This is a genomic window from Xanthobacter sp. NM-59 (assembly GCF_021401125.1).
In the GTDB taxonomy this organism is placed as follows: Bacteria; Pseudomonadota; Alphaproteobacteria; order Rhizobiales; family Xanthobacteraceae; genus Xanthobacter.
This window is the reverse complement of record NZ_JACBFQ010000017.1, coordinates 32,520-58,571: the sequence shown is the minus strand read 5'-3', so window position 1 is coordinate 58,571 and position 26,052 is coordinate 32,520. Positions and strand designations below refer to the sequence as shown.

The following is a 26,052-nucleotide window of genomic DNA, read 5'->3' as shown; positions in this document are numbered from 1 at the left end:
GCCATCTGGAGACCGCCAATCTGATTCTGCCAAAGTAGTGTTAGGGCCGATCGACATTCAGCACATGCGGCGCCGCTATACCCCACTACCGCCACACGCCTCATAGCGCGGCTCCTCTCCCGGTCGCGAGGCGAAGGGCAGCGCCTCGAAAATCTCACAAGTCTTGAATCTCCCGTCTCTGCGCCACTGAGGCGTTCCCGGCCCTCCCTCAACCTCCCCCGCAAGCGGGAGAGGGGCACCACGTTGGAAAGGTAAGCCCCGGCCGCCAGGCAAAAGGCCAACGCCCTGAAAATCACAGAAGTCTTCAATTTCCAGCTGCGGCGCCGCCGAGGCGATTTTGGCTCAGGCGGCGTGGCCGAGGCCGTCTTGCCCCTCCCCCGCAAGCGGAGAGGGAACAAGCCTCCGGCAAACCGTATCTCCTGGAGTGGAGACGACCCCGCCCCTCAGCCCCGACCGATGAAGGGCATCTTGGTGGCCATCACGGTCATGAACTGCACATTGGCGTCGAGGGGAAGGCTCGCCATGTAGAGCACGGCACTCGCCACATGGGCCACGTCCATCACCGGCTCGACCTTCACCGATCCATCCGCCTGCAGAATGCCCGCCCGCATGGGCCCTGCCATGTCGGTGTCGGCATTGCCGATATCGATCTGCCCGCAGGCGATGTCGAAGGCCCGCCCATCCAGCGAGGTGGAGCGGGTGAGGCCGGTGATGGCGTGCTTGGTGGCGGTGTAGGGCGCAGAATGGGGCCGCGGCACCTCCGAGGAGATGGAGCCGTTATTGATGATGCGCCCGCCGCGCGGATTCTGCGCCTTCATCAGCCGGAACGCCTCCTGCGTGCACAGGAAGGGGCCGGTGAGGTTGGTGTCCACCACCGCCCGCCACTGGCTGAGGGTCAGTTCCTCCAGCTCCACCGGCGGAGCGCCGATGCCCGCATTGTTGAACAGGAGATCGAGCCGGCCGAACTTGTCGCGGACCGCGGCGAACAGACCCGCCACCTGCGCAGGATCGGTCACATCGGTGGGCACGGTGATGGTGTGGGGCGAGCCCATGGCATCGGCCGTCTCCGCCAGCGTTTCCCCATGCCGGCCGGCAATGGCGACCCCGTAGCCGGCCGCCGCAAGCGCCACCGCCACCGCCCGCCCGATGCCCGATCCGGCCCCGGTGACGATGGCAACCTTCCTGTTGGCAGTTGGACTCATCGGCGCATCCTCCCCAGTCCGCCGGCCCGCCATTCTCAAGGGGCGGGTCCGGGCCCTGACCGAGCCCTCAGAATGACACAGAAGAGCACCGCCAGACCGCAGGAAATTGCACCCTCACGCCCCTGCCCGCTGCGCGAGCGCCTCAAGATCAATGAGATGGCCGGCGCGCTCCCGCTTGGCCGCCAGATAGCCGGCATTTTCGGCCGTGGGCCGCCCCAGCACCCGCTCGTCGCCCGCCACCTCGATGCCCGCCGCAGCAAGTGCCGCGATCTTCTGAGGATTGTTGGTGATAAGCCGCACCCGCCGCACGCCCAGCTGCCGCAGCATCTCGCCCGCGAAATCGAAGCGTCGCTGATCGAGCCCGAAACCCAGCGCCGCGTCGGCGTCGAACGTGTCGTAGCCTTCGGACTGGAGATGATAGGCGCGCATCTTGTTAGCGATGCCGTTGCCCCGCCCCTCCTGGTCCAGATAGAGCAAAATGCCGCCGTCCCCCTCCGCCATCAGGCGGGCCGTGTCACGGAGCTGGTCGCCGCAGTCACATTTCAGTGAGCCGAACAGATCACCGGTCAGGCAGGCCGAATGCAGGCGCACCGGCACAGGCCCCGAAAGGTCCGGACGGCCCACGATGATCGCCACCTGGTCGCGCAGCCCCTCGCCGCCGCGAAACACCACGAATTCCGTCTCCGGCGCCCCCTCCAGCGGCACCCGCGCGCGGCCCACCACGCGAAGCTTGGCCACCTGCGCCTTGCGATAGGCGGCGATGTCGGCCTTCTCCACCTTCAGCAGGCCCGGCGCCGCCTCGGGCGCGACATCGGCGACCACGGCCGCAGGCAGCACCAAGGCCAGCCCCAGCAGATCGAGCCCGGCAACATCAAGGTCTCGGGCAGGCTGAACGGCGACGCCCGGCGGCAGGCGCGCCTCCACGTCCAGCGCAAACGCGGCCACCTGTGGAACCGCCGGCAGCGAGAGGAGGATGCGCCCGGCCGTGGCGGCCGGCCGGCCGAGCTTTTCCAGCCGCGGGGCGGGCAGCACCAGGCGCAATGTCCCGCCCACCCGGGCGAACGCCTCGGCCAGATGCGCATCCAACGCTTCGGCCCCGAGCAGCAGCACCGCCTCATCGGAGCCCGCGCCGGCCATGATCCGCACCGGGCGGCCGGCGCGCAACTCGGCGATGGCGCGCTCAACCGCGACCTCCGCGCCGCCCACCACGCCGAATTGATCCGCCGCGAACACCATGCACCCCCACAATCCGGCCACCCGGCCACCCTTTTGTTCCCACACCAGAAATGGCGAGCCTTCAGGCCGCGCACAAGGGCGCGACGCGCGCGGCTGCCCGGCGTCGCGGGCGGCACGCTGGGGAAGGTGGGCGGCGCGCGATCCCCAGCCCCGGAAGCGTAACCTTCCCCTCCGTTGACACGCCGGCAAACGACACCTACTCCTGTTAAGCCGGCCGGTTTGTAAAACAGAGCGGGCCCGTCTCGAGAAGGCCCGCTCAAAGAGGATCAAATCGCATGGCCCTACGCGTGTCGGGAAAGAACATGGACGTCGGAGAGGCCCTTCGGGCCCGGCTCACTGAGCGTGTCTCCGAAGTTATCGCAAAATATTTCGACGGCGGATGGTCGGGGCACGTGACGGTGTCTCCGGAAGGGTCCGGCTATCGCTCGGAATGCTTGCTGCATCTTGATTCGGGCGTGAACATCCAGGCCCAGGGCAACGCGCAGGAGGCCAATGCCTGCGCTGACTCCGCTGTGGAAAAGCTGGAGAAGCGCCTGCGGCGCTACAAGCAGCGCAAGATGCGGCTGAAGGATCGCTTGTCCGCCGCCTCGGTCGCGGACGAAAACTCCAAGGCGCAAAGCTATGTCCTGAGCGCCGTGCCCGAATCGGAAACCGAGGAGGAGCTCGACGCCTGGAGCCCCACCGTGGTGGCCGAGCAGGTCACCCGCCTGCGCACCATGTCGGTGGCCGATGCGGTGGTGGAGCTGGACATTACCGGTGCTCCGGTGGTTGTCTTCCGTCACGGAGGCCACGGGCGCGTCAGTGTGGTATACCGTCGGCCGGATGGCCATGTCGGGTGGATCGACGCTTCCGCCGAGGAAGTCCATTGACCCTCAACCCGGCTTGAGATTAGCGTCCGCGCCTTCTTGAAGTCCGGGCCTAAGCCGCAGGGAACCGATCTATGCCCCTTGCCGATCTCCTCGTACCGAACGCGGTTTTCCCGATGTTGCGGGCGAGCAGCAAGAAGCAGGTGCTCCAGGAGCTTGCCCAGCAGGCGAGCCAGCTGGTGGACCGGGACCAGCGGGAAATCTTCGAGACGCTCCTGCAGAGGGAGCGTCTCGGCTCAACCGGCGTGGGCAATGGCATCGCCATTCCCCATGGCAAGCTGCCGAATCTCGACAAGCTGGTGGGCCTGTTCGCGCGGCTCGAAAAACCCATCGATTTCGAATCGCTGGACGGCGAGCCGGTGGATCTCGTCTTTCTCCTGCTCGCACCCGAGGCGGCAGGGGCGGACCACCTGAAGGCGCTCGCCCGCGTCGCCCGCATGCTGCGGGACCCGGATGTGGTGGAAAAGCTGCGCGCCACCCGCGACGCAACGCTGATGTACAATCTGCTGACCGCCACCTCCGCCTCGAACGCCGCCTGAGCGGCTCGAGGCCAGAGCACCTCTGAGCCAAGCCAGCGCTCGCAGGGCGACATGACGGGGGCAGCGCCACCCGTCGGCGTCCGCACGCGAACTCCCAGCCAAACCCCTCCATCCCCGGCGAATCACCGTCGCGGATACAGATGGCAAAGGACTTGCGAGCGCAGGGCCGCAGGCGCGATTTCTTGTGAAGGCCTTGGCCGCTGCCCCGCGCGGTGGCTGTCCCGCCAGCCGCGTTCCGGTCAGGCTACGCTTGCAGATCAGGCGAGCGTGGCCGACGTCAGGGCACACCCTCGGCGCCAGCGGCGCGGCTCCGCAACGCGCGCAAAGGCGCAGCTTCGCCCGGCAATGTCACAGAGGTCCGCCGCGCTTTGCGCGCGGCGTTCCCGATTGGTCTTGTCTCAGTGCACGTCGCCCCTGGCTCAGTGCACGCTCACGGTGACCAGCTCATGCTCCATGGCATTGGCCAGCGCCGCCTCGCGGCTGTCCGTCAGCATAATGGGCGTGCCGTCCGCCGCATGAAGGGTGAACAGGGTCATTCCCGGCGCGATCTGGGGCGCCTGCGGGAAGAGGGCCTTCACGTCCTCCGAGCGGATGGTCCGGACATAGGCTATCTCGCCGCCACCCAGGCCTGCCAGGGCTTCCGGCGTCATCGCTTCAGGGGTCGTCCCGTGTGCCGAATTCGCAATCATCATTTCAACTCCTCACTCTGGCACGCCACCGTTCCACGCCCTCAGGGCCGCGAGACGATATCGATCCGCTTGACCTGCCGCTCCGGCTCGGGGCGGATCAGGTCCACGGAAAGCAGGCCGTTGCGCAGCTCAGCGCCGAGCACGTTCATGCCTTCCGCAAGGACAAAGGTGCGCTGGAACTGCCGCGCCGCGATACCCCGGTGCAGGAAGACGCGGTCTTGCCCGTCATCCAGCTGCCGGCCGCGGATGGTCAGCTCCTTCTCTTCGAGGGTGATCTCGATCTCATCGGCGGCAAACCCCGCCACCGCCAGCGTGATTCGCAGGCAGAGCGGCTCCCCCGCCGCCGCTTCGATCCTCTCCACATTGTAGGGAGGATACCCGTCGGCGCTCTTGGTCACCCGGTCGAGCACCCGCTCGACCTCGTCGAAACCCAAGAGAAATGGGCTCGACAACGAAGACACTCGCGACATGCCTCAAGTCCTCATCAAGCGACTTGGTCAAGCAATCTGGCTTGCCGGACGCGCACCTATCCGGCCGCGCCCACCGGGACCCTCAACGGCATCCCGACGATGGGGATATGGTGCGCACCTTGCCCCCGCGCAAGACGCCAGCCGCCGCGCCGAAGGAACCGAGCGGGCAACCCCGACCGCAGCGGGGGAAGCGACTGCGAGGACAGGTCTCCGCCCCGTGTCGGAGATGCCACAGGCCCTCGCCGACACATGCCGGAGCACTCCCGGAGGAGGCCCCGGCAGGGATCAGCCACGCGGTTCAGACTAGGGGGCTGCTCCGTGCGCCCCAGCGGCTTGAGCCGGCCGGGGCGCAGGGCGGTGCCTAGGCCACCCGCCGCGGACCCACGGCGAGGCGGGGGCTGAAGCTGTCCGGGTCCGCCGCCGCCCAATCCCCCGCATAGTGGGTCGAATCCGGCGCCGACAGGAGGATGTCGGCCGGCAGGAAAGGATAGATGCGGTCGAGGCGCTTGACCTCGTTGGGGCTCACCCGGTGCCAGATGTGGCTGGGCACGAGCTCGCTGGGATGGGAAAGGCCGGCGGCCGCCACCAGCTCGGCCAAGGCGGCCACCGTGTGCTGCTGGAAGTTGCGCACCCGCTCCGCCTTCTCGTCCACCACGAGGCCGCGCTGCAGGTGCGGGTCATTGGTGGTGACGCCGGTGGGGCACTCGCCGGTGTGGCAGCGCATGCTCATCACGCAGCCGAGGGAGAACATGAAGGCGCGGGCCGCGTTGCACCAGTCGGCGCCGATGGCCATGTTCGCCGCCATGGAGAAGCCGGACGTCACCTTGCCCGATGCGGCAAGCCGCACCTGCGAGCGAAGCCCGGTGCCCACCAGCGCATTGCGCACGATGATGAGCCCCTCGCGCAGCGGCATGCCCACATGGTCCGCCAGCTCGTGCGGCGCGGCGCCGGTGCCGCCCTCCGAGCCGTCCACGACGATGAAGTCCGGGTGGATGCCGGTCTTCAGCATGGCCTTCACCATGGCGAAGACCTCGGTGGGATGGCCGACGCACAGCTTGAGGCCCACCGGCTTGCCGCCGGACAATTCCCGCAGCCGGCCGACGAACTCCATCATTTCGGCGGGCGTGGAAAAGGCGGAATGGCGGGCCGGGGAGATACAATCCTTGCCCACGGGAATGCCCCGGGCCTCGGCGATCTCGGGCGTCACCTTGGCGCCGGGCAGCATGCCGCCATGGCCGGGTTTGGCGCCCTGCGAGAGCTTGATTTCGATCATCTTCACCTGATCGTCGGCGGCCCGCTCCCGGAACCGCTCGGCGGAGAAGGTGCCATCGGGATTGCGGCAGCCGAAATAGCCGGACGCGATCTCCCACACGATGTCGCCACCATGGATGCGATGGTACTTGGAAAGGCTGCCCTCGCCGGTATCGTGATAGAAGCCGCCCCGCTTGGCGCCCAGATTCAGCGCCTCGATGGCATTGCCGCCGAGCGAACCGAAACTCATGGCCGACACGTTGAGCACCGAGGTGGAATAAGGCCGGCTGCAATCCGCGCCCCCCACCATCACCCGGAACGGCTCCTTGCTGACGGGGGTCGGCGCGAGGGAATGGGTCATCCATTCATACTCGGCGGCATAGGTATCGAGCTCGGTGCCGAAGGGCTGGCGGTCCTCCTCGTTCTTGGAGCGAGCATAGACCAGGGAACGCTCGTCACGATTGTAGGGCTTCTCGGAAAGGTCGTCCTCCATCAGATACTGGCGCAGATAGGGCCGGATGGCCTCGAACAGCCAGCGCATGGAGCCGATGACCGGATAATTGCGCAGCAGCGAATGGTCCGGCTGGGTCACGTCGAACACGCCGAGCAGCACCAGCGGAAACAGCACGCAGAAGACGATCAGCCACCATTGGTGGGACGTGAACGACAAGATCACGCTGATCACGGCCCCGAGCGTGACGGCGATGAAGACGCTGTAGCGGCTCAGCAGCTTCTTGGTCCCTGGCGTCAACCATGCGCTTGGGGTGGTATTGCCCGTCATGATGGCGGTCTCCCGTTTGGACAAGCGCCAAGCTAGAGCATTTTCAGGCGAATGCGACCCCGCTTCCCGGCCGCCCCTGGCCTGTCCCCCTTCCCATCCACACCCGGCAGCGCGCAGGGCTGCGCCAAAGGCGAGCCGCTCATGGGCGGGTGGACACCCCGCGCAAAGGGCGCGAAAGCCGTGCCCTGTTTTGCCGCCCGACGTCACGGATTTGCAGTCTGCCGGGGGACAATCGCGCAGTGCATCTCAGCGCGAGATTTGCCCAGGCGTGTATCCATCCCTCGTCCCCAAACAAGACGAGGGAAACGCTTCCATTTCGGAGCAGCAAATGTATCTCTGGAAGGGGATTCAGAAGCGCAACTCCGGCACTTCTGATTAAGGGTTCCCGTTAAAGGAACACCAATAAGTTGGGGGCACGCTATGTTCTCATTCTCGATCCGGTCGCGACTTCTTCTTCTCTTTGGGGCGTTCATCATCGGCCTGGTCGCGATCAGCGCCGTCTTCCTGTCCGCGCTCAAGGACAGCATGCTGCACGAGCGCAAAGCCGGCGTGAGCCAGATCGTCGAGGCGGCGTACACGCAAATCCAGGGCCTTCACGCGGCCGCGCAGAAGGGCCTCATCACCGAGGCGGAGGCCAAGCGGCTGGCCGGCGACATCATCCACCGGACGCGGTTCGACGGAAATAACTACCTCTTCGTCAATGACGGCGAGGGTGTTTCCGTGTTTCACGGCGCGCGACCCGAGGTGGAGGGCCGCGACCGGAGCCAGGACCGCGACTCCCACGGCAACCTGTTCGTGCAGATGCAGCTGGCCAGCGCCAAGGCTGGCGGCGGCTTCACCAGCTATTACGCACCAAAGGCCGGAAGCGACTCGACCTCGCTCGAGAAGATTTCCTACAATCTCATGTTCAAGCCCTGGAACTGGGTTGTTTCCGCCGGCGTCTATATCGACGACATCGAAAACGAATTTTATGCGCAGGTGGTCCGGCTCGTCATCGTCATCGCGGTGGTTCTCGCTGTACTGGCCATCGTCGCATTCTTCCTCTACCGCTCGATCATGCGGCCCATGGAGCATCTCTCTTCCGAGCTGCACGCCATCGGCGACGGCAACCTCGGCATGGAGATCGCCACGGCAGAGCGCACCGACGAATTCGGGGCCATCGGCAAGGCTGTCATCTACATGCGCGACCGCATGCGGGAGGGCGAGCGGCTGAAGGAAGAGCAGAAGGCGCGCGAGGCCTCTGAACGCGAGATCCTCGCCCGCCGCGAGTCCCTGGCCGGCACCTTTGTGGAGCGGATGCAGCAGCTTGCGGGCAATTTCGCGGGCTCCTCGGGCGAGGTGGCAGATGCCGCCCGCAACCTCTCCGCCACCGCCGAGCAGACGTCGCAACAGGCCCATGTGGTCTCCGGCGCCGCCGATGAGGCATCGGCCAATGTCCAGACCGTCGCCGCCTCGGCCGAGGAGATGGCGGCCTCTATCCGCGAGATCAGCAGCCAGGTCGCCCATTCGGTGCAGATCGCGGACTCCGCTTATGTGGAGGCCCAGACCTCCAACGCCCGCATTTCCGAGCTCGCGGCTGCCGCCTCCGCCATCGGCGACGTCATCAACCTCATCAAGTCCATCGCCGACCAGACCAACCTTCTCGCCCTCAACGCCACCATCGAGGCGGCGCGGGCCGGCGAGGCGGGCAAGGGCTTCGCGGTGGTGGCCGAGGAGGTCAAGCAGCTGGCCCAGCAGACCGCCAAGGCCACCGAGGGCATCGCCGAGCAGGTGGCGGAAATCCAGAAGGCCACTGAAAGCTCGGTGCAGTCCATGGGCGGCATCGCGCGTGTGATCAGCTCCATCAAGGAGATTGCCTCGGCCATTTCCGGCGCCGTGGAGGAGCAGAGCGCGGCCACGGCGGAAATCGCCCACAACTGCCAGCGGGCCGCCAGCGGCACCCATCAGGTGATGGAGAGCATTTCCGGCGTCGGCCAGGCGGCGGGCATGACGGGGGCGGCCTCGTCCCAGTTGATGGCGCTGTCATCGGGCCTGTCGGGTCAGGCCCGGGAACTGCGCCAGGTGGTCGACACCTTCGTCGCCGATTTCGCGGCCGCCTGAGGGCACGCCTCAAGCGCGCGGCGCTGAGCAGCCCACCGGCAGCGCTCAGCGCCGCGCGCATCTGATACAGCGGCGCGCGGTCACGTCTGCGGCAAGCCGGCGCGGGCATGAACCGTAACGGCCCCGCGGCCACCGCCAGCGGGGCATTCGTCGAACCGGCCACCAGCCAAGGCGGCGGCAGAACCAAGCCTCAGCCCCACACCGACACGCCCCCGCTCCGGCGCGACGCCGTCACCGGAAGCGCGCATCGTCGACCACGCAGCCTCACCAAGCGTTTCAACGTGAAGCGCCCCGGAGTGAAATGGCAGCCGATTCACGCATGAACGGCACGCCCCTCCCGGAAGGCCACTGCGCCTATTCCCAAGCCCCTGCGCGCACGACGCGCCCTCCTGCGCGAACCGCTGAAGAGCCCCAACCGCACCTAACACCGCGCGCCAAGACACGTCGGCGCGAGCACATGAGATTTGATTGATCTGAAAGCTGGTGCTGCGAGAGAGGATTGAACTCTCGACCTCTCCCTTACCAAGGGAGTGCTCTACCACTGAGCTACCGCAGCATCTCGTCCAAGGGAGGGGAGGGAAAAATCATCCCCGCCTCGAACGCCGGCGAAGCATTGCTCGCCGTCAGGCGGCTTCATCTGCCACATGGATTCGGGGAGTGCAAGGGTGTTGGCGACACCTTTTTCATTCACCCCCTCCAGAGGCGGAGTTATGAACAGGTCACGCAGCAGGCCCCCTCGCCCGCTCCGCCGCGCCTCATCTGAAAGCCGCTTCGCCGGAGGAAGGGCCAAAAGGAGGGCGTTTTGCCCCGCCATTGCGCGGGGCACGCTTCTTTTTTGCGCGTGCACACGTCTTGAGCGTTGCGAGTTCCCTCTATAGCCTTCTCTCAGCAAGGCCAGTGCGGGGGACTCAATGGCTGCGGAAAAACCGCGCAATCAAACCATCGGTGCCGTCCGGCGGACATTCCAGCCCTGGGCCGATCCCGACAAAAAGCCGCTCATTCGCTTCGAGAACGTGGTGAAGCGATTCGGCGATTTCACCGCCGTCGACAATGTCAGCCTCGACATTTACGAGCGGGAGTTCTTCGCCCTGCTCGGCCCCTCCGGCTGCGGCAAGACCACGCTGATGCGCATGCTGGCCGGCTTCGAGGAGCCAACCGAGGGCCGGCTCACCCTGGCCGGCGAGGACATTTCCGGCATTCCGCCCTATCGGCGGCCGGTGAACATGATGTTCCAGTCCTACGCGCTGTTCCCCCACATGAACGTGCTGGACAACATCGCCTTCGGCCTGAAGCAGGACAAGATGCCCAAGGCCGACATCGCCGCCCGCGTGGAGGAGATGCTCAAGCTCACCAAGCTGGAGAAGTTCGCTAAGAGGAAGCCGCACCAGCTTTCCGGCGGCCAGCGCCAGCGCGTCGCCCTGGCCCGCTCCCTGGCCAAGCGGCCCAAGGTGCTGCTGCTGGACGAGCCCCTGGGCGCGCTCGACAAGAAATTGCGCGAGGAAACCCAGTTCGAGCTCATGGACCTGCAAATGGACCTGGGCATGACCTTCCTCATCGTCACACACGACCAGGAAGAGGCCATGACGGTGGCCGACCGCATCGCAGTGATGAATCACGGCGTGCTGATGCAGGTGGCCCCGCCGGCCGTGATCTACGAGCAGCCGGCCACCCGTTATGTGGCGGACTTCATCGGTGAGGTGAACCTCGTGGAAGGCAAGGTGATCTCCGCCTCCGGCGACGAGACGCGCCTCTCCTCCCCCATCACGCCCCATCCCCTGCGCGTGAGCCAAAGCCTGGGCCTCAAGCCGGGCGAGGAAGCCTGCATCGCGATCCGCCCGGAGAAGCTACGCATCTCCCTCGACGAGCCGGCCGACACCTCGGAAAACTGCTTCCGCGGTGAGATCTGGGACATTGGCTATCTGGGCGACCTCTCCATCTACCATGTGGAGCTGGAGTGCGGGCAGCGCATCAAGGTGTCCCAGCCCAATCTCTCGCGCGTGGTGCAGCGGCCCATCACCTGGGACGACAAGGTGTGGGTGACGTTCGCGCCCCATGCCGGCGTCATGCTCACCCGCTGAAGGAGGCGCTCATGGCCATGGCGGGAGAAAAGGGGCGCGGCCGGTATCTGGTCCTCGCGGTTCCCTATTTGTGGCTGGTGGCGCTGTTCCTGGCGCCCTTCCTCATCGTGTTCAAGATCTCGCTGTCGCAGGACGCGATCGCGCAGCCGCCCTATACGCCGCTGCTGGATCTCTCGGACGGCTGGGCCGGCTTCACGGATTACCTGTCCCAGCTCTCCTTCGACAATTACGCCTATGTGCTGGACTTCTCGAACGAGTTCATCCAGGCCTACGGCTCCTCCCTCATCATCGCGTCCATTTCCACGGTGCTGCTGCTGCTGGTGGGCTACCCCATCGCCTATGGCATGGCGCGGGCACCGCGCTCCATGCAGCCCACGCTGCTGATGCTGGTGATCCTGCCCTTCTGGACCTCGTTCCTGATCCGCGTCTATGCGTGGATCGGCATCCTCTCGCCGGAAGGGCTGCTGAACCAGGGACTGATGGCGCTCGGCATCATCAACGAGCCGCTGGAGCTCCTGAACACCGACATCGCCGTGTATATCGGCATCGTCTATTCCTACCTGCCCTTCATGGTGCTGCCGCTCTATTCCGCGCTGGAGAAGCTGGACCTGACCCTGCTGGAGGCGGCGGCGGACCTCGGCTGCCCGCCCACCAAGGCGTTCTGGACCATCACCTTCCCGCTCTCCTTGCCCGGTGTGGCGGCGGGCGCCCTGCTCTGCTTCATTCCGGCGGTGGGCGAGTTCGTGATCCCCGATCTGCTGGGCGGCTCCAACACGCTGATGATCGGCAAGTCGCTGTGGACCGAGTTCACCGTGAACCGCTCCTGGACCGTGTCCTCGGCGGTGGCGGTGCTGCTGCTCTTGGTGCTGGTGGTGCCCATCGTGATCTATCAGAACGTGCAGCAGCGTGAACTGGAGGCCGGAAAATGAGAAAGGGCCTCACCTGGTTCAACGTGACGTCCATCGCCCTGGGCTTCGCGTTCCTCTACATCCCGATCCTCATCCTGGTCATCTATTCCTTCAACGCGTCACGCCTTGTCACGGTGTGGGCGGGCTTTTCCACCCAGTGGTATTGGGCGCTGCTGGAGAACGACCAGCTGATCGATGCCGCGTGGGTCACGTTGCGCATCGCCTTCTTCTCATCGCTGGTGGCGACGGTGCTCGGCACCATGGCGGCTCTGGCCCTCACCCGCTATGGGCGCTTTTGGGGGCGCAGCCTGTTCTCCGGGATGATCTATGCGCCGCTGGTCATGCCGGAAGTCATCACTGGCCTGTCGCTGCTGCTGCTGTTCGTGGCGGTGAATTTTGACCGCGGCTTCTGGACCGTGCTGCTGGCCCACATCACCTTCACCATGTGCTTCGTGGCGGTGGTGGTGCAATCGCGCCTCGTCACCTTCGACCGTGCGCTGGAAGAAGCGGCCCTCGATCTGGGTTGCCCGCCGTTCAAAACCTTCTTCACCATCACCTTGCCGCTGATCCTGCCGGCGGTGGTGTCGGGCTTCATGCTGGCCTTCACCCTGTCCCTGGATGATCTCGTGATCGCGAGCTTCACCACGGGCCCGGGGGCCACCACCCTGCCCATGCGCATCTATTCCCAGGTGCGGCTGGGCGTGACGCCGGAAATCAACGCGGTCTGCACCATCCTCATCGCCATCGTGACGGTGGTGGTCATCGTCGCCTCCATCGTCACCAAGCGGGCGGAAAACCTGCGGCAGGCGGAGGAGCGCGCGGCCCTTCAAGGCTGAGCATCCGGGCCGCGCCCCGGCGCGCGGCCCCATCCCCCGCAAGGCTGCGGCTTGACCGGCAAGGGCTGTTGACCTAACTCCGACAGCACACGCGAGCGGGCCTCGAGGGGACCGCGCCTGTGGGCCTCGGCGTCAGGGCGAATGCCTCCTCCGCGGCAAGGATTATGGAGCGTTTTCGCGCGAAGTCGATGCCGGTTCGCGCGAAGAAGACGCGTCAACTCAATACATTAGAGCGTTATCCGTAAGCTGGTGCGAGCGGAGGGCGCTCTAGGGACCCTGGACATTCTCGTGCGTTCCTCTGGTAGGAGGCGGAGCGGGGAACGGGTCCACGGAGCGGACCTGGTTTATGCGATATCGGGCGGATATCAGCGGCCTTCGCGCGCTGGCGGTGCTTCCTGTCGTTCTGTTCCATGCGGGTTTCACGGCGGTGCCGGGCGGCTTCGTGGGTGTCGACGTTTTTTTCGTCATCTCCGGCTACCTCATCACCACCATCATCGCATCGGACCTCGACAAAGAGGGCTTCAGCCTGACGCGTTTCTATGACCGGCGCGTGCGGCGCATCCTGCCCGCTTACGTGCTGGTCGCGGTGGTCACCACGGTGGCGGCGCTGATCATCCTGCCGCCGGCGGTGCTTGCCCGGTATGGAGAGCAGCTGCGGGCAGCCTCGGTCTTTTTCGCCAATGACTACTTCCGCTCCACGGTCTTTTATTTCGGGCCGGATGCCCATGAGCAGCCACTGCTGCACATGTGGTCGCTCTCCATCGAAGAGCAGTTCTATCTCTTCTGGCCGCTGCTGCTGGCGGCGTTCACCCATCCGCGTCTGAAGCGCCTGCGGCCCTACCTCATCTTCGGCCTCATGGCCTTTTCGCTTTACGATTCAACGCGTAATGCGATCCTTGAGCCCAACCGGGCCTATTTCAATCTCTCGGGGCGCATCTGGGAACTGCTGCTGGGGGCCACGCTCGCGCTCGGCCTGCTGCCGCGCATCCGCCGTCCGATCATCGCGGAAGTCCTGGCGGCGGCTGGCGTGCTGATGATCCTGGGCGCCTCCGCATTCTTCACGCGGCAAACCACCTTCCCCGGCGCCATGGCCCTCATCCCCACCCTCGGCGCGCTCTTCATCCTGTGGGCGGGTGAGCAGGGACGGGTGACATGGGCCGGCCGCCTGCTGTCCATCACCCCCTTGGTGTGGGTGGGGCTGATCTCCTATTCGCTCTATCTCTGGCACTGGCCGATCCTGGTGTTCCTCTGGCTCGTGACCGGGCGGGAACCCTCCACCCTCATGCTGGTGGCGGCGATCGCCGCGATGCTGCTCCTCTCGTTCCTGTCGTGGCGGTTCGTGGAGGCGCCCTTCCGGCGTTCCGCCTTCTCCTCGTTCCGCTCCGAGATGCGCAGCATCGGCATTGGCGTGTGTGCCCTCCTCATCCTGATCGGCGTGGGATCCATTCTGAAGTGGACCCACGGCCTGCCCAGCCGCTCATCGGCCGTGGCCGAGGAAGTGGAGCGGCAGACCAAGACCCTGTGGAAGGGCACGGACGCCTGCCTGCTCGGCTCGAACGGCCGTGACGTCCCCGTTTCCGACGAGACCTGCCGGTTCGGCTCCACCGATCCGCATGCCCCGCTCATGGCGCTTTGGGGTGACTCCTTCGCCAACCACCATGCCCCGGCCGTTGATGACGTGGCGCGCGACCTCGGCTTCGGCCTGGTCCAGATGACGCGCTCGGGCTGCTTCTCGCGGCTGCCCGACGACAAGGCCAGGACCCGGGATGAGAAGGTGTGCAACGCGTTCCGCGAGCGCTCTCTCAAGGCGATCTTCGACAATCCGGAGATCAAACTGGTGGTGCTCGGCGGCAACTGGCGCGCGGCGCACGACCCTGAGGAAACCCTCGCCTCCCTTGCCGCCGCGGTGAAGGAGTTCACCGCCACCGGGCGGGCGGTGGTGCTGATCGCGCCGCCCGTGGCCTTCATGACCGGCGGCGGACGCTGCGTGATCCAGCAAAGCTTCCTGGGCAACAGCCCCGAGCACTGCGGCATCGACGCCAAGAAGTGGGCGCAACACGTCATCCCCACCGAACAGGCGCTTGCCCGCATGGCGGAAGGCAACCCGCTGGTGCGCGTCGTGATCCCCCGCGAACACTTCTGCGACGGCGACCAGTGCAGCCCGGTGCTCAATGGCAAGGTGGTGATGGCCGATGGCGGCCATCTCAACGTGGCCGGCTCCATGGTCCTGCGGGATGACATCGACAAGGCGGTGGAAAGCCTCCTGCCGGCCATCAAATCCCACTGAGCCCGGCGTCCTTCGCCGCGCTCTTTGGGGGATATCAAGGCCGATCAGCGTCACGCACCGGGGCTTGCCCCCACGGGGTGCTGCTTATTGCCCATGGTGCAGGCCTGCGGCCCGCGCGCACGGTCTTTGCGTGAGAAAGGGGCGCGGCCCGACACCGGCGGGCCCCGGGGCGCGAGGAGGCCCCGCACCCGCCGCGCCTCAGCGCGACCGCCTCCCGCGCGGTCAGGACGCGGCGCCGGGCCGCTCCTCGTCCGCCGCGAGTGCGCAGAAGTTGGTGTAGATCGCGGCCATGACGTCGGTCACGACCGGATTGCAGATGTAATAATACAGATGCCGATGCTCGCGGCGGAAGGAGACGATCCCCTCGCTCTTCAGCTTCGACAGATGCTGGGACATGGACGTCTGTGAAATGCCGGTGGCCTCCGAGAGCTCGGAGACACTCTTCTCGCCGGATGAGAGCTGGCAGAGAATGCGGAGCCGGCGGGGATTGGCGAGCCCGCTGAGAAACTGCGCCGCCGCCTCCGAGCGGTCGTCGGCAAACGCGCGCCCGCTTTCGCCGCCCGCGACCCCCTCGATTTCGGTCTGGTCGACCTCGCTCATCCCGCTTCGCCCTTGCACCCTTGTGCTCTTCGCTCCGGCCCCGGCCTCGCAACACCCATACAGCATATGGCCGCGATTGACATATCATGATGAGCTGATATTAGGACTTCATCATATGTCAGGGGTTGCCAATGAGCAAGGATTACAAGGAGCTGATCGCCGACATCTCGCGCTATACGGGCGAGCTGCGGAAGGAAGTGCCGGATGCCATGGCGGGCTTCTACAGCATGGCCAAGGCCGCCAGCGCCGACGGCGTGCTGGACAAGAAGACCAAGGAGCTGATCGCGCTCGCCATTGGCGTCACCCAGCGCTGCGACGGCTGCATCGGCTTCCATGCCAAGGCCCTGAAGGAGCTGGGCGCGACCCGCGCCGAGGTGTCTGAGATGCTGTCCATGTGCGTCTATATGGGCGGCGGCCCGGCCCTCATGTATGCCGCCGACGCCCTGCGCGCCTACGACCAGTTCAGCGCCGCCTGATCGGCCCCGCGGCAGCCGCCGTGAAGCTCTGCAAGGGGCCGCCTCAGCGGCCCCTTCTCGTTTTCCCCTTCGATTCGCATCCGTGCCGGCATCCGGCTGCCACTCACGAGAGGCGTGCACATGGCGGCGGCGCGCGATATGCTGCGCGCGTTCTTATGTCCGCGAGGCAGATCGCGAATTCATTTTTGGCTGCGGGGGGCCACCCCCGCCTTGAGGGGAGCGAAGCGGGAATGTACCGCGCCATTACACGGCAGATCCAGGTCACCGCGACACCGCGCTACGTGGCCGAACGGTCCGAGCCCGAACACAGCCGCTATTTTTGGGCCTACACGATTGAAGTCGCCAATCTCGGTTCCGAGACCGTGCAGCTGAAGGCGCGCCACTGGGTCATCACCGACGCCCACGGGCAGGTGGAGGAAGTGCACGGTGCCGGCGTGGTGGGCGAGGAGCCCCTGCTTCCGCCCGGCGGCCGGTTCGAATATACGAGCGGCGTGCCGCTCAACACCGCCACCGGCATCATGCGCGGCAGCTATGACATGCAGACCGAGAGCGGCGAGACCTTCTCCATCGAGGTTCCGGCCTTCTCCCTGGACGTGCCCGACGCCCGGCGCGTTCTGAACTGAAGACCGGCGGGCCCGACCCGGCGCGCAGCTGAAGCATTTCCCTGTTTCGCAAAACTGGGGAAATGCACTAGTTTATTGAGTTGATGCGCCTTCTTCGCGCGAAGACGCTCTAGGCGGGGGCCACATGCACGCGGCGCGTATTCCGACGGTGGAGGCCCAGGCCCTCTCCGTTCTCAATCTGCGCCCGGTGGCGGCGACCCTCGGCATCCTGCTGGCCATTCTCGGCGCCAGCATGCTGCTGCCGGCCGCGGTCGATTTCGCCTCCGGCACCACCAGCCGGGGCGCCTTCGTCGGCTCCGCCGCCATCACCATCTTCGTGGGCGTGCTGCTGTGGACCTCGGGCCGCACCACCGGCACGCAGAAGCTGGATCTTCGCCAGGCCTTCCTGCTCACCACCAGCGTGTGGGTCGTCCTCACCATCTTCGCCGCCCTGCCGCTGATGTGGGGCGCCTCCCAGCTCACCTTCACCAAGGCGGTGTTCGAGGCCATGAGTGGCCTCACCACCACCGGGGCCAGCGTGATGTCCGGGCTCGATGCGCAGCCCCGCGGCATCCTGCTGTGGCGGGCGCTGCTGCACTGGTTCGGCGGCATCGGCATCATCGGCATCGCCATCGCCGTGCTGCCGGTGCTCTCCATCGGCGGCATGCAGCTCTTCCGCACGGAATCCTCCGACAAATCGGAGAAATTCCTGCCGCGCGCGGAGGCCATCGCCAAGGGCCTCATCGTCGCCTACGTGCTGCTCACCGCCGTGTGCGCCATCTGCTACCGGGCAGCGGGGCTGAATCTGTTCGATTCCGTCACCCTTGCCATGTCCACCCTGTCGAGCGGCGGCTTCGCCAATTCCGACTATTCGATGATGGTATTCAAGAACCCGGTGGTCGACTATGTGGCCATTGTGTTCATGCTGGCCGCCGCCCTGCCCTTCCCCCTCTACGTGCGCGCGCTGAGCGGCGATGTCCGGCGGCTGTTCACCAATTCCGAAGTGCGGGTGTTCTTCACCATCGTGGCGCTGTTCACGGCCGCGTCCTTCCTGCAGCAGACCCTCCAGGGCATCGCCACTGGTGAAACCGCCTTTCGCGGCGCCCTGTTCACCGTCGCGTCCATCATCTCCACCACCGGCTTCATGACGGTGGATTATTCCAACTGGGGCGCGCTCTCGAACACGATCTTCTTCGTGCTCATGTTCCTCGGGGGCTGCACCGGTTCCACGTCCGGCGGGCTCAAGGCCATGCGCGTGGCCATCACCGGCAAGGCCATCCGCCAGCACTTCAAGCGCATCGCCTTCCGCCATGGCGTCTTTCCCCTGCGCTATGGCGGCGCCCCGGTCGCGGACGATGTGGTGGCCTCGGTGCTCGGCTTCGTCTTTCTCTACTTCTTCACCTTCCTGCTGGTGGGCGTGGCGCTCAATCTCATGGGGCTCGACCTCACCACCGCCTTCTCGGCGGCGATCGCGTGCCTCGCCAATGTGGGCCCCGGCCTCGGTCCGGTGGTCGGGCCATCCAGCAACTTCGCCAGCCTGCCCGACGGCGCCATCTGGCTGCTCACCCTCACCATGATGCTGGGGCGCCTGGAGATCATCACCGCCCTGGTGCTGCTGCTGCCGCGCTTCTGGGTGCGCTAGCACGCAGTCGATCCCGGCTCACATGCGGGGACGCGCGCCAACGCGCCCCGGCGAACTGCCCTTCAGAAATGGGCGAGATAGCCCCCATCCACCGCCAGCACGTGGCCCGTCACGTAGGACGCCGCCGGCGAGGCCAGGAACACCGCTGCGCCCGCCACCTCCTCCGGCTTCCCCCAGCGCCCAAGGGCGGTGCGGCGCGAAAGCCATTCGCACACCGCCCGGTCGCGGCCCAGCTCGGCATTGGGCTCGGTGAGGAAATAGCCTGGGGCGATGGCGTTCACCGTGATGCCATGGGGCCCCAGATCCGCCGCCAATGCGCGCGTGAGGGCCTCAAGCCCCCCCTTGGCCGCCGTATAGGCCGCATCCCCCGCCCGTGACAGCGGTCCGGCGATGGACGTGATGTTGATGATGCGTCCGCCCGCGCCGCGCGCGACCATGCCCTTCGCGACCTCGCGCGTGATGTGGGCCGGCGCCATCAGGTCCAGTTCCACCAGCCGGCGAAAGTCCGACTGTTCCATGTCGAGAAAGCCGCGCCGGTCCCGCGCGCCGGCGTTGTTCACCAGGATATGGACGGGCCCCAGCCCAGCGATGGCCGCGCTCACCGCCGCCTCGTCGAACACGTCGAGCACCAGCGGCTCGGCGTGCCCGCCCTGGCGAATGATCGCGGTGACGGCGACCGCGAGCCGGTCGCGATCACGCCCATTCACCAGCACATGGGCCCCTGCCCGCGCCAGCGCGGCCGCGATCTCGAAGCCGAGCCCCGCGACCGACCCGGTCACGAGCGCGGTGGAGCCGCTGAGGGAAAAGGAGGGATGGGACATGGGCACCTCCGCGCAGTGCAGCCCGCCGGCGCAGGCCTCTGTCCGCTCCTACACGCCGCCGACCGCCCCGTCATCCTCCCGCCGGATTTGCGCGAGCAACCGCGGCAAGGAGTGCAGCCGCGAAGATCGCACAGAACAGGAAGCCGCCGGCCACCCTCCGAACTGCACAGGAAAACAGCGTCACATCGTGCACGGGCAGCGCAAGCCGCACCGGTCGTCCCGCCCGATTGAGCCAGCGGCGCTCTGTGCCGCGCGCCGCCACCAACCGGCCGACCGGTCGGCAACGAACGCGGCAAGGATCGGAAACGCGAAAGCTTCTCTTGGAACAGGAAGCCGCCGGCCACCCTCCGAACTGCACAGGAAAACAGCGTCACATCGTGCACGGGCAGCGCAAGCCGCCCCGGTCGTCCCCCCCCCGATCGAGCCGCCCACACGCCGCGCCCGTGCGCCGCCATCCTCCGGCCGACAGGTCGGGAGCGAATGCGGCAAGGGGCGCAGGGGCGAGGGCTTCACTTAGAACAAGAAGCCGCCCGCCAAAGCGCCCAGAATGGCGCAGGAGAACAGGGATCCATCGTGCACTGCTAGCGCAAGCCGCCCGGGTCGCCCCGCCCGATAGAGCCATGCCGTGCAGCCCACCGTGGCCACAGACCAGCCCGCGCCCACGGCCAGCAGGGCCGCAGTGATTCCTTCCGCCGAGCCGGACAACTGAAGCGGCACCGCAACCGCCACCAGCGCAAGGCCGGCCATCGCCAGCAACACCGGAGACACGCGGTCACCCACCAACGCCAGCGGCACCGCCGGGGCATACATGGCGGCCACGTGCAGAGCGATGAAGCCGAACACCGCCGCCTCGCCGATGCCGCAACCCATCAGGGCCAGAGGCGCCCCCGACATCACGGCGCTCATGCCGAACCAGGCGAGCGCACCGAGCAGGGTCGGCCCCACAACGGCCGCCAGCGGCGCGACCGATTTCGGCCGGAACACCGGCGGTGGATCGGGCGCAAGAGTCACCGCGACGCCCAGGGACAACGCATGGGCCAGAGCGGCAAGCCCCGCCGCACCCACGAGGAAATAGGGGGCGGCCAGGCTCTCCGCGAAGCCGGCCAGCGTCGGTCCCGCCAGGGCCGCCAGCACGCCGCCCGCGAGCACGCCCGCCGTCGCTGCCGCCGGCCGACCGCTCGCGGCGGCAGCCTCATGCCGATAAAAGAAGGAAAAGCCCTGCGCCATGCCGAGCCAAAGGGCCCCCAGGCAGGCCCAGGCGAACTGACGCTGCAACAGTGCCGCCACGAGCAGCGCGCCACCCGCCAGCCCCAGCGAAGCGCCGAGGGCAAAGCCCGTACGCCGCCCGAACGCATCCCGCAGGAACGAGGCCGGGAACGACGCGAGCGCGGCCCCGAGCAGCATGGCGGCAAACGGCCAGGTGGCAAGCGGAGAGGTGGTGAGCCAGGGAATCGGCGAGGCCATGGGCGGCGCCAGCATCGCCCCCGCCAGCGGCAGCGCGGCGGAGGCCACGGTCTGCGCCAGCACGGCGAAGGCGAAGCCCAGCGCCAGCCCAAGGGTGGGAATGGCCTTCGGGCCATTATCGTTGGCCGGCGGATCGAACTGCGGATCGCACACGCAGACCAGCATGCCCGCCCGGGGCTCAGAAGCCTGTGCCTGGGGCCTCATGTCTTCAGATCATCGTCATTGAGGATGCGTACGGCGGCGCCGTCGAGATCCTCGAACTGGCCGCTCTTGAGGCTCCACAAAAAGCCGGCGAGCCCCAGAAGGCCCAGGAACAGAGCGATCGGGATGAGATAGATGAGGACGTTCATGCGACGGCCTCCTTGAGCTGGGTCGCGTCGAGGGCCTCATCCTTGCGCCCGGGCCGCGCCGCGCGCAAGGCATTGACGGTGACGAGAATGGACGAGCCGGACATGGCCAGCGCCGCCACCAGCGGCGTAACCACTCCGCAAATGGCGAGCGGCACGGCAACGAGGTTGTAGATGACGGCAATGCCGAGATTCTGCCGCATCAGCCGAGAGGCGATACGCGCCCCATCCACAACCGCCCGCACCGGGGCCAGACGCCGCCCCAGGAAGACCGCATCGGCGTGGGCCTGCGTCACCGCCGCGCCGGTGGCTGGCGAAAGGGAAACCGTAGCGGCCGCCAGGGCCGGCGCATCATTGAGCCCGTCGCCCACCATCAAAACCCGGTGGCCCTGCGCCTTCAGGGCGTCCAGGGCCGCAATCTTGTCGGCAGGCTTCAGGCCGGCGCCGACCTCGGTGATGCCCAGGGCCGCAGCCACCGGCGCCACGGCTTCAGCCCGATCGCCGGAAAGAATGCGGATGTCGAGTTTTCGCGCCCGGAGCGCGGCCACCACCTCCGCGGCATCGGGCCGCAGTGCCTGCTGCACGCCGATCACGAGCACCTTCTCCCCCGCCCTGAAGGCGATGAGGGACACATCCGGTTCGAGATCGTGGGGGGCCTCGGCGCGACAGAAAACGAGGCTGCCGAGGCGCAGCTCGACACCGTCCACCATGGCGCGCACGCCCTGGCCGGGCACCTCGACCACATCGGCGAGCGCACCGCCATTCGCGTGGGCCGCCACGGCATGGGAAAGGGGATGGCGGCTGGACAAGGCAAGCCGCCCCGCGAGCCCCACCAGGACCGGTTCCGCCCCCTTGGGTAAACGCAAGGCCGGCTCGGGCAGCGTGAGGGTGCCCGTCTTGTCGAACACGACGGTGTCGACTGACGCGAGGCGCTCCAGAAGGTCGCCCGCATTGATGAGGAGGCCGGCGCGGAACAGGCGCCCGGTGGCCGTCACCTGTACCGCCGGAACCGCGAGCGCCAGCGCGCAGGGGCAGGTGATGATGAGCACCGCCACCGCGATCATCACCGCGAAATGCAGATCCGCACCGGCGATCAGCCAGCCCACCATCGAGACCAGCGCCGTGAGATGCACGACCGGCGCATAGAGCCGCGCCACGCGATCGGCCAGCCGCACATAGGCGCCGCGTGCCGCCAGGGCGCCGTCAAGCAGCCGCTGCACATCGTCCACCAGGGTGTTCTGGCCACCCGCGGTCACGCGCACATGCAAGGCGCCATCGCCATTGAGGCTGCCGGCATAGACAACGGCACCGGCCGCGAGCTCGCGCGGCAGGGTTTCGCCCGTCACCAGGCTTTCATCGACACTGGAGCGGCCGGAAGCGACCACCCCGTCAGCGCCCACGCGCTCACCGGGCGCCACCAGCAACATATCCCCCGGCTGAAGGGCCTGCACCGGCACCAGCACGGGATTGCCCTCCGCATCGAGCCGGTGTGCCATTTCGCCCCGCAGCGCCGCCACATTGCCCGCCACGGCGCGGGTGCGCCGGCGCGCCTCGTGGTCCAGGTAACGGCCGGCCAGCAGGAAGAACAGCAGCATGATGGCGCTGTCGAAATAGGCATCGGGCCGGCTCATGGCGGTTTCAAACACGCTCATGCCCAGCGCCAGCGTGACGCCGATGGTGATGGGCACGTCCATGTTGAGCTTGCCGGACCGGATGGCGCGCAGCGCGCTCTGGAAGAAGGGCTGGCCCGCATAGGCCGCTGCAGGAAGGGCAATGAGCGCCGAGAGCCAGTGGAAAAAGTCGCGCGTCTCGGGCGTGATATCCGTGACGTTGCCGGACCATACGGAGATGGACAGCAGCATGATGTTCATCATGGCGAAGCCGGCCACACCCAGGCAGCGCAGCAGCCATTGGGCGCGGCGCGCCTCCTCCTCCTCCACCCGGCCGGCGAAGGGGTGGGCGCGGTAGCCCAGTTGCTCCAGCTTGGCCACCACATCGGACGCGCTCGCCTGCGCGCCCCAGGCCACGGAAAGACGGTGGGTGGAATAATTGAGCCGCGCGCGCACCACGCCGGGAAGCGACTGCACGCCATTTTCAATGTCGGAGATGCAGGCCGCGCAGTCGATACCGTCGATGGCGAGGCTCATCTGCGAGAGACCGTCATCGCCCTTCGCCACGAAGATGGAATAATCAACAGCCTCAGCCATGACCCACCCGGCACCTGCCTGCGTTCTCGCGCACCTTGTGGCACCCCTCGGGGCCTTCGCGCTGCGCGTTGCCTGAACGGCCAAAACTTCGCCAGCCGACCGCTGCGGCCGAGCCCTGCCTTCCAGCTAAACGCCCTGCGGGACAATGTGGCGGCAGGCCGCGCGCAGGGTTGCGACACGTTTTGCCCCCTCGCCGGCCGCCTCTGCATCGCAGCTTGGCCGCCGCACCGCAAGCCGCGGCGCGAGAATCCGCCCAGGCCTCAAATAGAAGTGAGTACGACGGCCCATCCGGCGCAACGAACCGGCAGCGCCATCGTACTCCAGGCAGAGATGGCCCTCCACCGGAAGCGACCATCCCGCAGCCTCGGCGCCGCACCCGTTTCCCCGCATAAGGCAGGTTCGCGCGCAACGATGCCGCTTACGGAAGCTGCACCCGATTCTTGGACCGGAACAGCCGCTCCCCGCCTTGCGAGAAATCAATCACCAGGTCCCATTGGCCCGGCCCGGCGTCGGTTTTGGCCTCGTAGCGCCCGCCGCCGAGGGGGACCAGATCGAGCACCACGTCCCGCCGGGCGTCGGTGGGGTGTGCGAAACGGCCATCCGCGACGAGATTGGTCAGCGGCGTGCCGCTGGCGTCCATCACCTTGAGGTCGACGGTCCTGGCCGTGCCTGCGGGCGTTTCCAGATCCACGTCCACTGACCAGTGGCGGGCTTCCTGCGCATCCGCGGCGCTCGATTCCTTGCTGAAGGTGAGGCCCGCTTTGTATGAGCTCTCGGTTTCAAGCCCGGCAAAGGTGCTGACGGCGTAACGCGCCATAATGACGTTGACGGTCATGACGACAGCGAAAAAGGCCAAAAGCCCCAGCAGCACCATGGTGCCGGTGATTCGCCGCGGGGGCCTCTGCCCACGTTCCGCTGCCACCATCGATCGCTCCTCACCCGCTCCCGGCCGCGATGCGGCCACTTGCTCTGATCCCGAACCCCGATGCTCCGAGGGGAGCGCCGGGGCTGGAAGGCATCAAGTCGCGAGCTTCGATGGCGCAGGCAAGCCTGCTCCAATTGATGCGCCGGAGACCGGGCGGATGCTCTTGCTCCCGCCTGGCTGCCAGCTGTCTCGCGCTTCCCTAGGGGCCGATGAAGTGGTCGGTGACCGACGCCTCACGCCCCGTCGCCACATCCCGTATCTGGAAAGTGAGCGGAAGTGAGGCAGCGGCCGGCAGCTTGTCCTGGGTCGTCACCAGCACGCGCAACTCGCGGGTCTGGTCGGGGCCGATGGTCAGGGCGCCAGCCTGATCGCCCACCACATCGAGGCGTCCACCGGGCACGCCGGAGATGGACAGCGCGAAGGTGCGGTCCTGGAGCTGCTTGTTGGTCAGCCGCAGCGTGTAAGCGTTGCGCACCGAACCATCGGAGAGCCGCACGAACAGCGGATTGCGGTCATGCAGGGCGGACACACCCTCGGTGGCCCGGTTGACCAGCGTGGTGAGCATGAGCGCGCACACCGCACCGATCAGCGCCACATAAAGCAGTGTCCGCGGGCGGATGAGGCGCTGAACGAACGGCTTGCCCGCAAGCCGCGCCTCCATGTTCGCCTCGCTCTCATAGGTGATGAGCTCGCCGGGCCGGTCGATCTTCTTCATGACCGTGTTGCAGGCGTCGATGCAGAGGCCGCACTGAATGCAGGCCAGCTGCGAGCCCTGACGAATGTCCACGCCCGTCGGGCAGACATTGACGCACTGGCCGCAATCGATGCAGTCACCCGCCGGCTGGCCCGCCGCGCGCGCGGCCGCAGCCTTCTTAACGGAAGCACGCGGCTCGCCGCGGTCGAAGCAATAGGTGACGTTAAGGGCGTATTCGTCCGTCAGCGCCGCCTGGATGCGGGGCCAGGGACACATGTAGGTGCACACCTGCTCCCGCATGTGGCCCGCAAGCGCATAGGTGGTGAAGGTCAGGATGCCGATGGAGATATAGGCCACCATGGGCGCCTGGAAGGTCACCAGCTCCTTCACCAGGGTGGGGGCATCGGCGAAGTAGAGAACCCAGGCGCCGCCGGTCCACCAGGCGATCAGAAGCCAGATGGAGTGCGTCAGCGTGCGGCGGACGATCTTTTCCAGGTTCCAGGGGGCGGCATCGAGACGGATCCGCTCCCGGCGATCGCCTTCCACCAAGCGCTCGACCGCCATGAAAAGGTCGGTCCACACGGTCTGCGGGCACATATAGCCACACCACACGCGGCCAGCGAGTGCGTTCATGAGGAACAGCACGAGCGCCGCGAGAATCAGGAGGCCAGCGACGTAGTAGAATTCCTGCGGCCAGATCTCCAGAAAGAAGAAATAGAAGCGCCGCGCTGGCAGATCCAGCAGCACTGCCTGGTTGGGCGCATCGGCGCCGCGATCCCACCGCACGAAGGGCAGGAAATAATAGATGGCCAGCGAGACAATCAGCACCGCCCACTTGATGGTGCGGTAGCGCCCGTGCACGGCCTGCGGAAAGATCTTCTTCCGACTCTCGTACAGCGGGATATCGTCATCCGGCCCGACCACATTGGGGCCGGGATTGGACGCCTGCGAGTTGGCTTCTGGCTTCGTCAGGGCAGTCATTTATTCGATCGCCGAAGTTTGACCCCAAGACCAAGACCATGAGGTCCAAG

General features: G+C 66.8%; 22 protein-coding genes and 1 tRNA gene. 10 read left to right on the top strand and 13 right to left on the bottom strand.

The annotated features are described in order from the left end of the window. Positions 1 to 443: 443 nt before the first annotated feature. Entirely contained in the window at positions 444 to 1,202 is a 759-nt protein-coding gene (locus L0966_RS21450; RefSeq protein ID WP_234054143.1) for an SDR family oxidoreductase, read from the bottom strand. A 114-nt stretch (positions 1,203 to 1,316) separates the two neighbouring features. After that, a complete protein-coding gene (gene ribA, locus L0966_RS21445; RefSeq protein ID WP_370640799.1) occupies positions 1,317 to 2,459 on the bottom strand; it encodes a GTP cyclohydrolase II RibA in 1,143 nt (380 codons plus the stop codon). A 254-nt stretch (positions 2,460 to 2,713) separates the two neighbouring features. On the opposite strand from ribA, the gene hpf reads away from it, so the two are divergent. Together hpf and ptsN are read left to right on the top strand one after the other, a co-directional pair. After that, positions 2,714 to 3,307 (top strand): ribosome hibernation-promoting factor, HPF/YfiA family, encoded by a 594-nt coding sequence (gene hpf / locus L0966_RS21440; RefSeq protein ID WP_234054141.1) that lies wholly within the window; start codon positions 2,714 to 2,716, stop codon positions 3,305 to 3,307. Positions 3,308 to 3,378: 71 nt separating this feature from the next. Next, the gene (ptsN, locus tag L0966_RS21435; RefSeq protein ID WP_234054139.1) at positions 3,379 to 3,843 is read left to right on the top strand and encodes a PTS IIA-like nitrogen regulatory protein PtsN; all 465 of its coding nucleotides are present in this window, start codon (positions 3,379 to 3,381) and stop codon (positions 3,841 to 3,843) included. A 419-nt stretch (positions 3,844 to 4,262) separates the two neighbouring features. On the opposite strand, the gene L0966_RS21430 is transcribed toward ptsN, so the two are convergent. The 3 genes from L0966_RS21430 to L0966_RS21420 form a co-directional block, all read right to left on the bottom strand. Further along, entirely contained in the window at positions 4,263 to 4,532 is a 270-nt protein-coding gene (locus tag L0966_RS21430) for a DUF1150 domain-containing protein (RefSeq protein ID WP_234054149.1), read from the bottom strand. Positions 4,533 to 4,573: 41 nt separating this feature from the next. Next, on the bottom strand, positions 4,574 to 5,002 hold the full coding sequence (locus L0966_RS21425; protein ID WP_234054137.1) for an Hsp20 family protein: 429 nt from the start codon (positions 5,000 to 5,002) through the stop codon (positions 4,574 to 4,576). A gap of 361 nt (positions 5,003 to 5,363) precedes the next feature. Then, positions 5,364 to 7,034, bottom strand: coding sequence for an FMN-binding glutamate synthase family protein (locus tag L0966_RS21420; protein WP_234054134.1), 1,671 nt, complete (start codon positions 7,032 to 7,034; stop codon positions 5,364 to 5,366). Positions 7,035 to 7,454: 420 nt separating this feature from the next. Here L0966_RS21420 and L0966_RS21415 point away from each other — a divergent pair, with 420 nt between their 5' ends. Next, positions 7,455 to 9,134, top strand: a complete 1,680-nt coding sequence (locus L0966_RS21415; protein WP_234054131.1) for a methyl-accepting chemotaxis protein — start codon at positions 7,455 to 7,457, stop codon at positions 9,132 to 9,134. Positions 9,135 to 9,615: 481 nt separating this feature from the next. Here the strand turns inward: L0966_RS21415 and L0966_RS21410 are convergent. After that, positions 9,616 to 9,690, bottom strand: a tRNA-Thr gene (locus tag L0966_RS21410). A gap of 355 nt (positions 9,691 to 10,045) precedes the next feature. On the opposite strand from L0966_RS21410, the gene L0966_RS21405 reads away from it, so the two are divergent. The 4 genes from L0966_RS21405 (at position 10,046) to L0966_RS21390 (ending at position 15,243) form a co-directional block, all read left to right on the top strand. Next, positions 10,046 to 11,212 (top strand): ABC transporter ATP-binding protein, encoded by a 1,167-nt coding sequence (locus tag L0966_RS21405; RefSeq protein ID WP_234054123.1) that lies wholly within the window; start codon positions 10,046 to 10,048, stop codon positions 11,210 to 11,212. An 11-nt stretch (positions 11,213 to 11,223) separates the two neighbouring features. Beyond that, positions 11,224 to 12,141, top strand: a complete 918-nt coding sequence (locus L0966_RS21400) for an ABC transporter permease subunit (RefSeq protein ID WP_234054122.1) — start codon at positions 11,224 to 11,226, stop codon at positions 12,139 to 12,141. After that, positions 12,138 to 12,956 (top strand): ABC transporter permease, encoded by an 819-nt coding sequence (locus tag L0966_RS21395; RefSeq protein WP_234054121.1) that lies wholly within the window; start codon positions 12,138 to 12,140, stop codon positions 12,954 to 12,956. Before L0966_RS21400 ends, L0966_RS21395 begins: the two co-directional genes overlap by 4 nt. Positions 12,957 to 13,302: 346 nt before the next feature. Further along, positions 13,303 to 15,243, top strand: coding sequence for an acyltransferase family protein (locus L0966_RS21390; RefSeq protein WP_234054120.1), 1,941 nt, complete (start codon positions 13,303 to 13,305; stop codon positions 15,241 to 15,243). 222 nt (positions 15,244 to 15,465) lie between these two features. On the opposite strand, the gene L0966_RS21385 is transcribed toward L0966_RS21390, so the two are convergent. Continuing rightward, positions 15,466 to 15,843 carry a helix-turn-helix transcriptional regulator gene (locus L0966_RS21385; RefSeq protein WP_234054119.1) on the bottom strand — a complete coding sequence of 126 codons (378 nt, stop codon included), beginning with the start codon at positions 15,841 to 15,843 and terminating at the stop codon, positions 15,466 to 15,468. Positions 15,844 to 15,974: 131 nt separating this feature from the next. Here L0966_RS21385 and L0966_RS21380 point away from each other — a divergent pair, with 131 nt between their 5' ends. The 3 genes from L0966_RS21380 to L0966_RS21370 all read left to right on the top strand — a co-directional run bounded on the left by L0966_RS21380 (position 15,975) and on the right by L0966_RS21370 (position 18,563). Further along, a complete protein-coding gene (locus tag L0966_RS21380; RefSeq protein WP_234054116.1) occupies positions 15,975 to 16,319 on the top strand; it encodes a carboxymuconolactone decarboxylase family protein in 345 nt (114 codons plus the stop codon). A gap of 230 nt (positions 16,320 to 16,549) precedes the next feature. Further along, a complete protein-coding gene (gene apaG, locus L0966_RS21375) occupies positions 16,550 to 16,942 on the top strand; it encodes a Co2+/Mg2+ efflux protein ApaG (protein ID WP_234054115.1) in 393 nt (130 codons plus the stop codon). A gap of 124 nt (positions 16,943 to 17,066) precedes the next feature. Continuing rightward, positions 17,067 to 18,563 carry a TrkH family potassium uptake protein gene (locus L0966_RS21370; RefSeq protein WP_234054114.1) on the top strand — a complete coding sequence of 499 codons (1,497 nt, stop codon included), beginning with the start codon at positions 17,067 to 17,069 and terminating at the stop codon, positions 18,561 to 18,563. A gap of 62 nt (positions 18,564 to 18,625) precedes the next feature. Here the strand turns inward: L0966_RS21370 and L0966_RS21365 are convergent, their stop codons facing one another. The 6 genes from L0966_RS21365 to ccoG all read right to left on the bottom strand — a co-directional run bounded on the left by L0966_RS21365 (position 18,626) and on the right by ccoG (position 26,002). Then, on the bottom strand, positions 18,626 to 19,384 hold the full coding sequence (locus tag L0966_RS21365; RefSeq protein WP_234054113.1) for an SDR family oxidoreductase: 759 nt from the start codon (positions 19,382 to 19,384) through the stop codon (positions 18,626 to 18,628). Positions 19,385 to 19,897: 513 nt separating this feature from the next. After that, positions 19,898 to 21,052, bottom strand: a complete 1,155-nt coding sequence (locus L0966_RS21360; RefSeq protein ID WP_234054112.1) for a hypothetical protein — start codon at positions 21,050 to 21,052, stop codon at positions 19,898 to 19,900. Then, positions 21,049 to 21,198, bottom strand: coding sequence for a cbb3-type cytochrome oxidase assembly protein CcoS (gene ccoS / locus L0966_RS21355; RefSeq protein ID WP_234054110.1), 150 nt, complete (start codon positions 21,196 to 21,198; stop codon positions 21,049 to 21,051). The genes L0966_RS21360 and ccoS overlap by 4 nt, the downstream gene beginning before the upstream one ends. Then, the gene (locus tag L0966_RS21350; protein ID WP_234054107.1) at positions 21,195 to 23,402 is read right to left on the bottom strand and encodes a heavy metal translocating P-type ATPase; all 2,208 of its coding nucleotides are present in this window, start codon (positions 23,400 to 23,402) and stop codon (positions 21,195 to 21,197) included. The genes ccoS and L0966_RS21350 overlap by 4 nt, the downstream gene beginning before the upstream one ends. Before the next feature lie 418 nt (positions 23,403 to 23,820). Next, complete coding sequence (locus L0966_RS21345; RefSeq protein WP_370640800.1) at positions 23,821 to 24,327, bottom strand: FixH family protein; 507 nt, start codon at positions 24,325 to 24,327, stop codon at positions 23,821 to 23,823. A 199-nt stretch (positions 24,328 to 24,526) separates the two neighbouring features. Then, positions 24,527 to 26,002, bottom strand: coding sequence for a cytochrome c oxidase accessory protein CcoG (gene ccoG, locus L0966_RS21340; RefSeq protein ID WP_234054102.1), 1,476 nt, complete (start codon positions 26,000 to 26,002; stop codon positions 24,527 to 24,529). Between the last annotated feature and the right edge of the window lie 50 nt (positions 26,003 to 26,052).

Excerpts from the sequence above, each read along its gene's own strand:
- L0966_RS21450 (WP_234054143.1), bottom strand. The coding sequence starts at position 1,202 with ATGAGTCCAACTGCCAACAGGAAGGTTGCCATCGTCACCGGGGCCGGA.
- hpf (WP_234054141.1), top strand. The coding sequence starts at position 2,714 with ATGGCCCTACGCGTGTCGGGAAAGAACATGGACGTCGGAGAGGCCCTT.
- ptsN (WP_234054139.1), top strand. The coding sequence starts at position 3,379 with ATGCCCCTTGCCGATCTCCTCGTACCGAACGCGGTTTTCCCGATGTTG.
- L0966_RS21430 (WP_234054149.1), bottom strand. The coding sequence starts at position 4,532 with ATGATTGCGAATTCGGCACACGGGACGACCCCTGAAGCGATGACGCCG.
- L0966_RS21425 (WP_234054137.1), bottom strand. The coding sequence starts at position 5,002 with ATGTCGCGAGTGTCTTCGTTGTCGAGCCCATTTCTCTTGGGTTTCGAC.
- L0966_RS21420 (WP_234054134.1), bottom strand. The coding sequence starts at position 7,034 with ATGACGGGCAATACCACCCCAAGCGCATGGTTGACGCCAGGGACCAAG.
- L0966_RS21415 (WP_234054131.1), top strand. The coding sequence starts at position 7,455 with ATGTTCTCATTCTCGATCCGGTCGCGACTTCTTCTTCTCTTTGGGGCG.
- L0966_RS21405 (WP_234054123.1), top strand. The coding sequence starts at position 10,046 with ATGGCTGCGGAAAAACCGCGCAATCAAACCATCGGTGCCGTCCGGCGG.
- L0966_RS21400 (WP_234054122.1), top strand. The coding sequence starts at position 11,224 with ATGGCCATGGCGGGAGAAAAGGGGCGCGGCCGGTATCTGGTCCTCGCG.
- L0966_RS21395 (WP_234054121.1), top strand. The coding sequence starts at position 12,138 with ATGAGAAAGGGCCTCACCTGGTTCAACGTGACGTCCATCGCCCTGGGC.
- L0966_RS21390 (WP_234054120.1), top strand. The coding sequence starts at position 13,303 with ATGCGATATCGGGCGGATATCAGCGGCCTTCGCGCGCTGGCGGTGCTT.
- L0966_RS21385 (WP_234054119.1), bottom strand. The coding sequence starts at position 15,843 with ATGAGCGAGGTCGACCAGACCGAAATCGAGGGGGTCGCGGGCGGCGAA.
- L0966_RS21380 (WP_234054116.1), top strand. The coding sequence starts at position 15,975 with ATGAGCAAGGATTACAAGGAGCTGATCGCCGACATCTCGCGCTATACG.
- apaG (WP_234054115.1), top strand. The coding sequence starts at position 16,550 with ATGTACCGCGCCATTACACGGCAGATCCAGGTCACCGCGACACCGCGC.
- L0966_RS21370 (WP_234054114.1), top strand. The coding sequence starts at position 17,067 with ATGCACGCGGCGCGTATTCCGACGGTGGAGGCCCAGGCCCTCTCCGTT.
- L0966_RS21365 (WP_234054113.1), bottom strand. The coding sequence starts at position 19,384 with ATGTCCCATCCCTCCTTTTCCCTCAGCGGCTCCACCGCGCTCGTGACC.
- L0966_RS21360 (WP_234054112.1), bottom strand. The coding sequence starts at position 21,052 with ATGAGGCCCCAGGCACAGGCTTCTGAGCCCCGGGCGGGCATGCTGGTC.
- ccoS (WP_234054110.1), bottom strand. The coding sequence starts at position 21,198 with ATGAACGTCCTCATCTATCTCATCCCGATCGCTCTGTTCCTGGGCCTT.
- L0966_RS21350 (WP_234054107.1), bottom strand. The coding sequence starts at position 23,402 with ATGGCTGAGGCTGTTGATTATTCCATCTTCGTGGCGAAGGGCGATGAC.
- L0966_RS21345 (WP_370640800.1), bottom strand. The coding sequence starts at position 24,327 with ATGGTGGCAGCGGAACGTGGGCAGAGGCCCCCGCGGCGAATCACCGGC.
- ccoG (WP_234054102.1), bottom strand. The coding sequence starts at position 26,002 with ATGACTGCCCTGACGAAGCCAGAAGCCAACTCGCAGGCGTCCAATCCC.